This window comes from Lactobacillus kimbladii (assembly GCF_014323605.1).
GTDB classification, from domain to species: Bacteria; Bacillota; Bacilli; order Lactobacillales; family Lactobacillaceae; genus Lactobacillus; species Lactobacillus kimbladii_B.
Map to the genome: position 1 here is coordinate 399721 of NZ_SCMB01000001.1, position 12491 is coordinate 412211.

11 protein-coding genes are annotated in these 12491 nt (G+C 35.8%); 3 read left to right on the top strand and 8 right to left on the bottom strand.

Annotated elements, in window-relative coordinates; translation table 11 throughout:
• Nucleotides 1-191: 191 nt before the first annotated feature.
• Nucleotides 192-848: a signal peptidase I gene (lepB, locus tag ERK18_RS01980; protein WP_187154060.1), complete on the top strand. Its 657-nt coding sequence runs from the start codon at nt 192-194 to the stop codon at nt 846-848.
• A gap of 48 nt (nt 849-896) precedes the next feature.
• Here lepB and ERK18_RS01985 read toward each other — a convergent pair whose 3' ends face one another.
• From ERK18_RS01985 to ERK18_RS02005, 5 genes are all read right to left on the bottom strand, one after another.
• Nucleotides 897-1685 (bottom strand): hypothetical protein, encoded by a 789-nt coding sequence (locus ERK18_RS01985; protein WP_187154061.1) that lies wholly within the window; start codon nt 1683-1685, stop codon nt 897-899.
• Between the two features lie 10 nt (nt 1686-1695).
• Nucleotides 1696-2220 (bottom strand): hypothetical protein, encoded by a 525-nt coding sequence (locus ERK18_RS01990; RefSeq protein WP_187154062.1) that lies wholly within the window; start codon nt 2218-2220, stop codon nt 1696-1698.
• A complete protein-coding gene (locus ERK18_RS01995; protein ID WP_046332705.1) occupies nt 2210-2845 on the bottom strand; it encodes an ATP-binding cassette domain-containing protein in 636 nt (211 codons plus the stop codon). The genes ERK18_RS01990 and ERK18_RS01995 overlap by 11 nt, the downstream gene beginning before the upstream one ends.
• 10 nt (nt 2846-2855) lie before the next feature.
• Nucleotides 2856-3560: a hypothetical protein gene (locus tag ERK18_RS02000; protein ID WP_052726905.1), complete on the bottom strand. Its 705-nt coding sequence runs from the start codon at nt 3558-3560 to the stop codon at nt 2856-2858.
• Nucleotides 3561-3721: 161 nt separating this feature from the next.
• Complete coding sequence (locus ERK18_RS02005; protein WP_187154063.1) at nt 3722-4324, bottom strand: rhodopsin; 603 nt, start codon at nt 4322-4324, stop codon at nt 3722-3724.
• A gap of 363 nt (nt 4325-4687) precedes the next feature.
• On the opposite strand from ERK18_RS02005, the gene ERK18_RS02010 reads away from it, so the two are divergent.
• Nucleotides 4688-5125: a GNAT family N-acetyltransferase gene (locus tag ERK18_RS02010; protein ID WP_187154064.1), complete on the top strand. Its 438-nt coding sequence runs from the start codon at nt 4688-4690 to the stop codon at nt 5123-5125.
• 102 nt (nt 5126-5227) lie between these two features.
• On the opposite strand, the gene ERK18_RS02015 is transcribed toward ERK18_RS02010, so the two are convergent.
• The 3 genes from ERK18_RS02015 to nagA form a co-directional block, all read right to left on the bottom strand.
• Nucleotides 5228-6193: an AEC family transporter gene (locus tag ERK18_RS02015; protein WP_187154065.1), complete on the bottom strand. Its 966-nt coding sequence runs from the start codon at nt 6191-6193 to the stop codon at nt 5228-5230.
• A gap of 6 nt (nt 6194-6199) precedes the next feature.
• Complete coding sequence (locus ERK18_RS02020) at nt 6200-7843, bottom strand: malolactic enzyme (protein WP_187154066.1); 1644 nt, start codon at nt 7841-7843, stop codon at nt 6200-6202.
• 216 nt (nt 7844-8059) lie between these two features.
• Nucleotides 8060-9214 carry an N-acetylglucosamine-6-phosphate deacetylase gene (nagA, locus tag ERK18_RS02025; RefSeq protein ID WP_187154067.1) on the bottom strand — a complete coding sequence of 385 codons (1155 nt, stop codon included), beginning with the start codon at nt 9212-9214 and terminating at the stop codon, nt 8060-8062.
• Between the two features lie 156 nt (nt 9215-9370).
• Between nagA and ERK18_RS02030 the strand changes: the two genes are divergently transcribed.
• A complete protein-coding gene (locus ERK18_RS02030; RefSeq protein ID WP_187154068.1) occupies nt 9371-12358 on the top strand; it encodes a TIM-barrel domain-containing protein in 2988 nt (995 codons plus the stop codon).
• The last annotated feature ends 133 nt before the right edge of the window (nt 12359-12491 follow it).

Genomic DNA, 12491 nt, shown 5'->3' on the forward strand with positions numbered 1-12491 from the left:
TAGCCTTATGATCTGATATAGATTGTGATCTCCAAGCTTAAAAAAGTTCTTAACATCTAAATAGATTATTTGTTTAATTTTAGGTTGGTTTTTAGATTATTTTGACTTTTAATTATTTATCTGCCTATAATTTATCTATTAACCACAGGCTAGTTATATTAATATGTAATTTTATTTGTAAGGATTTACTTATGGCAAATAATCAGAATAACGAAAAAAATGAGAAAACAAAACAATTTTATGATTTTTTAAAATATACAATAGTCTTATTTGCGATTTTTATTTTAATTAATTTTTTACTGACAAAATATTTAATAGTTAAATGTTCCGTGTCTGGCATTTCAATGCAACCAACTTTTGAAAACCAAGAAAGAGTTATAGCTAATCGCAATAGCAAATTGAAACGAAATGAAATTGTCATTTTAAAGGCTCCGGATGAACGTAATTCCTTTTATATAAAAAGAATTATAGGATTACCGGGTGAAACTGTTACTGGAAAAAATAATAAGATTTATGTTAATGGCAAAAAAATAAATCAAGACTATTTAAAACCAGGATTTAAGCTAACGGATAACGAAGACGGCTTTTATGGTACAAAATATTCTTACACTGCTGACTTTTCAATTCGTTCTTTAGCAAGAACAAAAGAATATAAAAGGATTTATTCCCCTTCTCAATTAAAAGAAATGAAAAGTACTAACAAAGTTCCCAAAGGTTCATATTTTGTAATGGGTGATCATAGGAGCGTTTCAAAAGATAGTCGTTATATAGGCGCAATCCCTAGAAGTAAAATTGAAGGCGTTGTTAAATATCGCTATTGGCCACTTAACAGAATCAAAGTATATTAAAAAGGATTAAGTCCAAATTTAGGTCTTAATCCTTTTTCCTTTCACTTTTTATAACTCTGCTAATCTTTTTTCATCTAAATGAAACATAATCATGCAATAAAATAATAATATTGCAGTCATAAACACCACCACATAGATGTTAGTCATAATTCCAGGGAGTTCACGTAAGAAATCAGCAGGTGAATAACTTATGAAATATGGCAAACGGATAGTTGCATTCATTAATAATAAAACTATTTGCAAAACTAAACCTGTACACATGGCAGCAAACTTATTTTTAATCCACAAAGAAGTAACCATTGCGAATACAGAAAATAATCCACCCCAAAGAGAAGAAAATATAATTGACAAAATAGCGTGGACAAATGGATGGGAATAATAAAGGGAGACAAACAGCATAGTAAAATTTCTAGCACCAATATTAATATTAAGTAAGTTATCGGGCTTAATATTAGGTAATATCATAAACCAAGATAAGAAGTTAAACAGTAAAGGAACAGCGATCACAATAAAACCTGTCATAAATGCAATCCCTAGGTATCCTAACAAGATTTGTTTAATGGACTTCTCCATCTTTAATTTATAAAAATAGCCGTTGGTAAAATCTTCTTTTAATAATGTACTGGCAGGTAAACTCGCTATTAAAGGTAACAAGATAAAAAATATAGTAGGTACAAAAGTAAAACCATCTATTGACATCCACATAGTATAAGGTGAGTTTGTCGCAGGAATATTTTTAGACGCAGAAACGCCACATTGTACAACGCTAATACTTATTCCTATAACCAATGCCAAAAACAACCATAATTTATTCAAACGTGACCACAAAAATTTCATTTTATTCTCCCTATTCTAGCAGAAGCGAATATTTAACATAGTGCTTTTTAGCTGGTACCAAGAAACTGAAACGTAACTTTTGATTGCGCATGTCATATGAATAGCGCGGAATAGTAAAGTCCATTGTAAAAGGCTGCTTGCCATGCTCCAATGCTTTATAAGGATTAATACTGTGATGACTTTTGTCATACAATTTTACCGAGGGATTGCTTGTACCATAAGGATTATTTAGATACATATTTTCTATAAAATTAGGATTGTTTTTTCTCTCGCCATAGAATGGCCGGCCAGTTTGACGTATATTAAATTTGACTTTGGCTTGTACAGCGTCTTTACTTTTCTTAACTGCAGCTTCATGAACAATAAAGTTAACGTGATAGGCTTTTACCAATTCATTTTTGCGAAAAAGCTGTTCTTTAGTCACACCATACTGCTGAGGATGGGCGTTTACCTGGCGGTAGCGATAAAAGCCCACGCAGCCAACTACAATTATTATCACAATTAAGAAGCTCCATAATAATTTTTTATTTTTCATAATTTATTGTTCCTTCTTGTACATATAGCTTTTGCGTGGCGACTTTGTTTACAAACTCATGATCATGCGAAGCAATAACAAAGGTTGAACCTTTATGGTTATACCCATCAATCAATCTGATTAATTTACCAATACTTTCATGATCCAGCGCATTGGTAGGCTCATCCAGAACAATTAACGGATAGGCTCCAAGAAAAGCCTGTGCAATTCCTAATTTCTGCTTCATCCCCAGTGAAAATTTCTTAACTTTTTGTTTAGGAAACCTGGTTAAATCAAAGTATGCCAATAAATCATTAATCTGCTTTTCTTGAATATCCGGATCTAATTTTGCTAGCAAATCTAAGTTTTTATAAGCAGTAAATTCTTCTATTAAACTGGGATTTTCAATTAAAATTCCCGCTTTAATTGGATAAGGCTCTTGGACCTTCATCTTCTTACCATTAACTATGACTTCCCCACTGGTATTTATTAGACCTAAAATCGTTTTTAAGATTAACGTTTTACCGGAACCGTTTATTCCTTCTAAAACAGTAATACTGCCTTCCGGAATCTCTGCACTAACATCATGCAATAGTGGCCGTCTTTTCACTACTTTTCCTACTTCATTTAATTCAATAAAACTCATTTTTTGCTCCTTACTCTACACTAAAGAAATGGTCAATAATCCCATAAACAATCACCATAATCAAAGTTGCCAGCACTAATAATAAAAAACCAGGGAAATTAAATCTCATAATTATCAAGTTATTCAAAGGATTTAATGGCCACTTTAAAAGAGATGTCATTATCAAAAGTGAAGCTGGAATAATCAGACCCAATGCCGAATTAAACTTTCCAATTGTACCTTGCAAAATAAGCGTGAAGTATATTCCTAAAAAATTGTTGATGAAAAGTAGTGGGATCGCCTGCCAGTCAGCTAAATTAAAAAAAGACAAAGAGGGCAATTTAAATAAAGCCGTAACAAGCAACATAACTAAAAGTGTAACAAACACATAGGCAAAAGCTATTACTCCCATTAATAACATAGTGACGACAGTAAAATTTTTCGGTGGAATTTGTAATCCTCTTAGGTGCATAATGGTAGTTTGCCAAAGCAGTTTAAAGCTATTTAATACAATAAGCAGTGGTATTAAGAAATAGACCAGCCACAAAATAAAATTAAAAGATGTACCTTGACTGGTATCGGCAAAGAAAAGATTAAATATAGAAGTATGTGAACTATTAATTAGCTGCGTACTGAGAAAAATAATTGAAAAGCAGATCAAACTTAGCCAGCAAATAAAACGGAAGCGAATTATTTGCCATAAATATAGTAATTGATTCCAAAACAAACGTTTCATAAAGACCTTCTTTTTAAGAGTGGGGGTAGCCGCAACAATAAAGATAAATTAATTTGACTATTATAAATAGCCAGTTTTTGTTTCTTATTTTTTCATTATCGTTTAATTCTATACATTCATAGTACCATTTTAGAATTATTAAAAATAGTAGAATTAGACTTTTAATAATCTGGTTCACTATAACGGTCAGTAATTAAATAGACAATTAGCATTAATAGCGTTGTAACTAATAACAACAGAATATTGTTCTTATTGATCCGCAACAACATTAAACTATTGAGCGGATTATATTTCCAAGTGGTGTAAACAGTCATTATAAGCCAACTAAAAGGAATAATTATGCCCAGTGGAGCATTGAAGCGACCGATAGTGGCCTGAATTATCAACAACAGAAATATTCCTAAAAAATTATTAATGACCAATACTAATAAAGCTGATAATCCGTGAAATTGTAATAGTTTAAAATTTTTTAGCCAGGAAAAATCAGTCACTAAAGCCATGATTCCTTCTGTTAGTGCCACATAAATGAGGGTGATCAATCCCATTAACCCAATGTTAACTACAGCAAAATTTAATGGTGAGTATCTCAGCCCTCGCAATTGCATTCCCCTTACTTGCCATAATTGTTTAATACCGCTTAAGACTATCAGTAGCGGTACTACAAAATAAACAAACCAAAAAACAGGCAAAATAACTTGGCGTGATTTAACAGCGTTAAAATCAACACCCATGAAAAAAATAGGAACTATAGCAGAATTCGGCATTAATTTCAACATCAGTATTACAAAGCTTATTAAGCCTAACCAAAAAAGAAAGCGTGATTTTATTAGTTGCCACAAAAATAAAAATTGATCCCAAAATAAATTTACAAGAGATGTTTTTGAGTCTACCGCTTTAGAATGCAATTGTTCTCTCCTTATTTGTTTACACTCGCACTTCTTAAAAATGAAATAGCTTACACCAATACTACCACTTGTATAGAATTAAAAAAACACTATTAAATTTGGCAGTACAACTTTAATAGTGCTTTTATTATATCTAGACATACAAAAGAGCTTCCTAATTATTATTGAGAGCGCTAAAATAACTTTAACTCATAAAGCAATAAATATAAGAAAGGAATTTTCATGATTAGAAAATGTGAAGTTGCTGACAGTCCAGCTATTCAAAAAATCAATCAAATTGAACTAGGTTATGATTATCCTGTAGAAAAAACGGCTGCCAACATTAAAAGGCTGCTAAATGATCCTGAACATCATTATCTCTGGGTCTTTGAAGATGATAATACCAAAAAAGTTGAAGGTTATTTGCATGCAGAAGTTTTTGAAGAAACCTATTTTGACCCCATGTTCAACGTTTTAGCTTTAGCAGTAGATTCTTCTGTGCAAAAGAAAGGCATTGGCAGTCAACTTATGCATACTTTGGAAAAACAGGCTAAAAATTTAGGCATGAAAGAAATTAGGTTAAATTCAGGAGAATCACGTTTAGGTGCTCATAAATTTTACGAAAAACTGGGCTATACCAGTAATAAAATTCAAAAACGATTTGGTAAAAAGTTGGATTAACAACTTAATAATATAGCACTTTAATTTAAAATATTTTCCAAACAAAAACCCGCCTTATCTACATGATCAAAGACGGGTTTTTATAACATGAATTTTTATTAATTATATTAGCATTTGCGTGATTTCCAAAACTACTGGTACAACTATTACGAATAAAACTGTTGAGGTAGTCACAACGTTGGTAGCGTATTGCACATCCCCGTGCGATTCACCCACTAAGATTGGCAAAACTGCCAAAGCAGGAGTAGCAGATTGTACTACTAAGGTTTGTTTAGCTAGACCCGTCAAGGATGGCAGCCAATTTGCACCAACAACAATTAAAAGCATCATTAAAGCCGGTACTAAGATAAAGCGGCCAAGCAATGCCCAAATGGTATCGCGGTCAAGGTGGATTGACTTCAAACCGGCATCTGCCAATATAATACCAATATAAATCAATGACATCGGCGTGACGATGCCCCCAACCATGCTTAACACAGCCGTAATCCAACTAGGAATTGGTACTTCAACTAATAAGCAAATTAAGGCAATTAGAAAACCAACTAATGGTGCTGGCAACAATTTTTTCCAGTTGAATTTTTGTTGTTTTCCTTTTTGTTCAGTTGGGTCATCGCTAGAAATGAAGAAGACACCAATTGCCCAGGTAGAAACCGTATTTAACACATAATAAATTAAAAAGTACGGCATACTTTTTTGCCCAAATAAGGCAATATTTAATGGTAAACCAATAAAAATGGTATTGGCATTCGTAATGGCGTTAATGAAAGTACCGCGGCGACCTTTGCGGATCCGCAGAAGCTTACATAATATCCATGCGAACAAATAGCTGAGAGCAAAACAGATAATGGCATAGATCAATCCGCCTGTTAAGCCAAACAATTTTTGCCGGTTCAAGTATTTTAAGACCGAAACAAAAATTGAAGCTGGTAAAGCAATATTCATAATTAAATAGGAAATATTACCTTTAAACTGATCGCCCAGCTTGCCACTGGTGCGCAACCAATACCCTAAAGCAATTACAAGTAACAGCTCAACGACGCTAGTTAATGAAGTAATAAAGGCTTGCATTTATTCTCACTCCTGCTCATCTTTATATTCAGGCGCCCAGCGAAGCGCAGCCACTGCCTTGTCACCATCTTGAAAATCATTTTGGTTGAGGTGATCGGCAATTGCCTTGTTAGCCACAGCTTTTGCTACAGTTTGAGAAAAGACATTTAGTTTTTCAACTGGTGGCAAAACTGCTGCGCCTGGTTTACTTGAATCAACAATGCCGCCAAGTGAGTGGGCCGCTACACTAATCATTTCATCACTTAAAATCTTAGCATTAACTGCCAGAGCACCAAGACCAAGTCCTGGGTAGACCAAAGCATTGTTAGCTTGTCCAATTTCATACTTAGTGCCCTCATAATCAACTGGATCAGCAGGAATACCAGTAGCTACTAAAGCCTTGCCTTTAGTCCAATGAATTAAATCTTCTGCTTTTGCCTCCGCTAATTGAGTTGGGTTTGACAATGGGAAAATAATTGGCCGCTCGGTATGGGTTGCCATTTCCGTCACAATATCCTGAGTGAAAGCACCTGAACGAGTTGAAGTTCCCACTAAAATATCAGGATGAACTGCTTGTACAACACTCTTTAAATCTTTAAGCTGGTCAGCATTGCTGAATTCAGAACGTTTCCTGACAAATTGTTTCTGCGCTGGTGTTAAGTCGGGGGTGTCTTCAAAGAGCAGACCTTGTTTGTCAACTAAGTAAAAGTGCTTGCGTGCTTCATCAGGTTGTAAACCTGCTTGCAGCATCTCGGCATAGACTTGCTCCACGATTCCTGTGCCAGCTGTTCCGGCACCAAAACAGACATACTTTTGATCTGTTAATTTCTGACCACTAATCTTCAATGCTCCCAAGATACCGGCCAAAACAATGACACCGGTACCTTGAATATCATCATTAAAGGTTAAAATATGATCACGATAGTGTTTTAAAATATTATCAGCATTATCCCGACCAAAATCTTCAAAATGTAAATATAGTCCTGGAAATAATTTTTCTACAGCTTGCACAAAGCGATCAACAAATTGATAATATGGTTCACCATTTACGCGACGCTGATGGTTGCCTAAGTAGAGCGAATCATTGAGTAATTTGTCATTGTTAGTGCCAACATCCAGCACTACTGGCAATACACACGCCGGGTCAACACCAGCTGCAGCAGTATAAACCATCAACTTGCCAACAGAAATGTCAACTCCCTGTGTACCCCAGTCACCAATTCCTAAAATTTCTTCACCGTCAGTAACCACTATTAGTTTTATATCACGGCCATCAGCCGCATTTTTCAAACTATCTTCGATTTGATCAGGTTCATTAATTGACAAAAATGCGGCATATTGCGGATTTACAAACAAATGACTGTAATTTTCGATAGTTTCAGCTATCGTCGGGTCATACACAATCGGCATAAATTCGGTAACATGCTCACTGAAGACCTTAAAAAACAGCACTCTATTAGTATTAAAAACAGTCATCAAAAAAATGCGCTTTTCCAAATTAGTTGATTTTTCCTGATACTGCAGGTAAACTTCCCGCGCCTGCTCTTCTAATGACTGCACCTTAGGAGGTAACATCCCTGCCAGCTGATACTTTTCTCGCTGCTCTTCTGTAAAAGCAGTACCTTTGTTTAAAAATGGGTCATTCAACCTATCTTGTCCTGTTTTAGCCATTTTTTCACTCTCCGTCTATTTAATTATTATTAGCACGTACTATATGATTAGACTATAACCAGCATGTAAAAAGTGCAATAAATTAAACTTATATTAACAGCATATAGTATATAATATGTGCTTAAATATAGTTTTTATTAAAAATTGTGCAAATAAAAAAACCAGTTCAAGTTAATGAATTGGTTTTTTATTCTATATAATAATTAATAAGCTGCTTTATGCCTGGTAGCGTGACTCACCATTTAAATAAGTTTCACTTAAAGTCATGTCAGGGTTTAATACTAAGAAATCAGCATCTTTATCAGGTGCAATTGAACCACATTTATCGAGTACGTGCGCACTCTTAGCCGGAACATAAGAAGCCATCATAACAGCTTCTTCAGGAGTAGCAACATTCCAATCAACAACATTCTTGACTGCAGTCTTTAATTGCAAAATACTGCCGGCTAAATTATTGCCACCTTTCAAACGAGCCATGCCCTCTTTAACATAAACAGGTAATTCACCTAACATATAGTCACCGTCAGGCATCATGCCAGCTTCCATACAATCTGTGATTAAACAAATGTGTTCGGCACCTTTAAGCTGAACCAATGCCCGCACCATTTCTTTTTGAACATGGTGACCGTCACAGATCAATTCATCTGTAACATTATGCAGAGCCATCGCAGCGTTAGAAATTGATGTATCATGGTGTGAAGGATCAGGCATTCCGTTAAAAGTATGAGTAAACATTGTTGCACCAGCTTCAACACCGGCTTTAGCTTCTTCAAAGTCAGCACTCGAGTGCCCCAAAGAAACAACTACACCCTCTTTAACAGCAGCACGGATAAATTCCCGGGCATCTTTTCTCTCAGGCGCAAGAGATATTTTATTCAGCAGCCCTTTAGATTCTTCACGCCACTCATTAAATTGATTAATATCAGGATCAATCAAATATTTAGGGTTTTCTGCACCAGCATGTTCTGCAGTAAAGTATGGTCCTTCAAAATGCAACCCTTGAATTTTAGCACCAGTTTCTTCACCTTTATGGGCGCCAAACATCTGGCAAATTTTGCTTAATGTATCTGCACCGGCAGTATAAGTCGTTGGCAGCCAGCTGGTAACGCCAGACCGTAAAAAGCCTTCTGACAGGCGGTTTATTCCTGCCCAATCACTTTTCATCACGTCTTCTTTTAGTGAACCATGTACATGTGTGTCAACCAGTCCTGGTGCAATCCATTTGCCTTTATAGTCTACTATTTTGCCTTCAGGTTTTTGATCTTCAGTATAGTAAAAGCCAAATTTGCCGTCATCTTGAACTTCTAAGTAACCACCTTGTTCTGTCACATTTTCAAGAAAGAATTTATCTGCATGAATATAATAAGTCATAATATTTTTGCCTTTCTTTTTAAAATAAAACTCGTATTTATAGCTTAATTTTAGCTTAATCAACTGGTATTTACCAGTTCAATTTCAAATAGTACAGAAACTTTTTATTTTTTAGTTATAATAGTGGTATAGGTAACTAATTAGGAAACAAGAAATATGATTCAAAATACGCAAACAAATCAACATCAACTAGGAGCACTTACTGGTGCCAGCAAGTGTGACCACTATTACGAATTACATTTTGCCACGGGCGAAATTGCGCGCTTTTATGTCTTAGCTGACGGCATTTTTCGCCTTTTAATTGATCCAGAGCAAAATTTTACTGAAAATCGAACGGAAACTATTCAATTAACCCAGTTTGATAACTCAGCCTTTGCAAAGTCGCAGGTCAGAGCCACCAATGATTCCTTAATTATCCATACTGGCAATTACCAAATTATTTTTGGACAAAATCCAGCTGTCATAAGTATTTTTGATGAATCATTGCACCATAACAGGATGCACCAAACTCAACCACTTGAACTTAGTTCTACCAGAACCCGTGAGTTTTTAACAGAAAATAAAAATGAATTTTTTTATGGTGGCGGCTTGCAAAACGGCTACTTTAGTCACAGAGGACACAAAATCGCAATTAAGCATGACCAAATAACCGGTCAAGGTGGCGTCATTATGCCTGTCCCTTTTTTCTGGTCGAATGCTGGTTATGGCGAATTAAGAAACACTACTGCAGCAGGAACTTATGATTTTGGCAAAACCAAGAGAGGAGTTACTATTCTTACCCATCAAGATGCAGTTTTTGATGCATTTTACCTTCTTGGTACTAATCCTCAGGAAATTTTGCAGCACTATTATACTTTAACGGGCAAACCAATGTTATTGCCCAAATACGCCTTAGGTCTGGGTCATATTGGCAATTTCTGTACAACTTTGTGGCAACCAAGTCAAGCTAAGAAACGCAATGTCAGTAAAATTGGCAATAATTATTATACTCGTACAAAAGATGAAAAAGCCGCATCGGGCAAAGCTTCACTTAACGGCGAAGAAAATTACCAGTTTTCCGCGCGGGCACTAATTGACTGCTATCATGCCATGCATTTTCCTTTGAGCTGGTTTGTACCCAATTATGGTGTTCAAGCCAACAATCAACAAGCTCTCAGTTTCTTTAATGAATATGCGTTAAACCAAGACGTTCATCCCGGATTTTGGCACCAAAGCGAAGTCGAATTACCGGAAAAAACTGCTTTTACTTTTACTACTAATGAAATAGCGACTAAAGATAAAGCACAGCTTCAAAACGAATCACAAACAAAGCGTTCACTAGTGCTTGCTGATAGCGGCAGTACCGGCATGCAAAAAAACGCTGCTTTGATCTTTGGAGATGTTGGCGGCAACTGGGGCAATGTTGCTACACAAGTAGCTGGTATGCTCGGAGCAAATCTTTCAGGTCAGCCTTTAGTTGGTGCAGCAGTTGATGGACTGCAAGGCGGTGGCAATGCACAAATCAATGTCCGTGATTTTGAATGGAAATGTTTTACCCCTCTGCTCTTTAACTTTGATGATCAGGGCGACTTCAGTAAAAACCCGTTTGCCTATAATAGGAAAATAACCGACATTAATTTGGCTTACCTAAAATTACGCCAGCATTTGACTAACTACCTATATACACTAAATGAACAGGCAAAAAATGGCGCATTAATCATGCGTCCCCTTTTTAGTGACTTTCCAGACGAGCTGGCTAATTACACAGCACAGTTTGGCAATGAATTCATGTTAGGCTCCGATTTGTTAATTGCACCAATTACTAATGGTCGTGAAAATGAAAACGGAGATTCACGCAAAGATAATCTGTATTTACCTGGGAAGAAGACAATGTGGATTGATCTTTTTACAGGTAAAAAATATGCCGGTGGCAAGGCCTACAATAATTTATCTTTTCCATTATGGCATTTACCAGTCTTTGTTCGCGGTGGCAGTATTTTTGACTGGGGCAATCGTGATTTTCTGCTTTACCCACAAGATCAAAGCGAGACAGTTATTTACAACGATAACTCTCAAGCCGCTGAATCCTATAATTCCACTTCAAAAATTTTCAGTAAAACTGAAAATGAAACATTGCTGGTAACTATTCCACCAGTTGCAGGCAACTGGGAAAACCAAGAAGTTGAACAGCCTACTAAGCTGACTATTATGTGTGATTCTTACCCTGATCGCATCACTATTAAAATTAACGATCAAGTTGTCCCAGTGGAAGAATACGGATCGCTTGACGCTTTCAACCATGCTCGCGAAGGCATTTTTTACAATGCTAATTATGGCTTGGATGAATTTAAACAATATCACAAGAATACGCAAACTGCCCTGCAAATAAAATTAGCAAGTCGAGACGTTACCACAACTAAAATCGAAATTACAGTGCACAATTTTAATTATGGCAAGAAAGTTTTAGTACATGAAATTACCAGTGGCGTACTGCCGTCGCCTAAATTGCCGGCAGTTGATTCAAGTAAAATTTCCGCTCATTCGTTCGAACTTGCCTGGCCTCACGAAAGCGCAGTTCAGATAGAAGTTAATAATCTCCTTTATGTCGGCATTACTGGGAAAAATTTCACTTTTCACGAATTAACCCCTAATACTCGCTATATCATTAGAATGCGGTATGTAATAGGAAATAAAGTTTCTGAATGGTCTGATCTTTTCGGCGTCATTACCAAGCACGCTGCTAAAGATTATGCTATTGAAAATATTGATGTGACTAGCAACTATACCAGCAAAGAAAATCATCCCCTGTCTTATTTAACTGATCTTAAACTGGCAAGCGAATGGCAAACGGATCAATCAATTTCACCTGAACAACCACTGGAACTAACCTTTACTTTTGAAAAAGTTGAGAAATTAAGCAGAATGGTCTATGTGCCACGAAATATTGATCATAATGGTGATCCTCTTGTCGTTTCAATTGCTGTTTCAACGGATGGCGAGCAATATACTACCTATGCAGACCACTTGCAGTGGAAAGCTGACACGAAAAACAAGGTGGTTGGTCTGCGAGATGTCCGTGCAAAAAAAGTGCATTTGACTATCTATCAATCATCCGGTCCGATCATTGCTGCAAGAGAAATTATCTTTTTCAGGGCAAAAAGATAATAAATATAAACACAAAGCTAATATATACTGAGCCTCCAAAAATTGTCCTAAACTTGGGGCTCTTTTATTTAAAAATTATATTAGACATTTAATTAAACTTTTGGCTCATGATTTATCTATATATTTTAGTCTT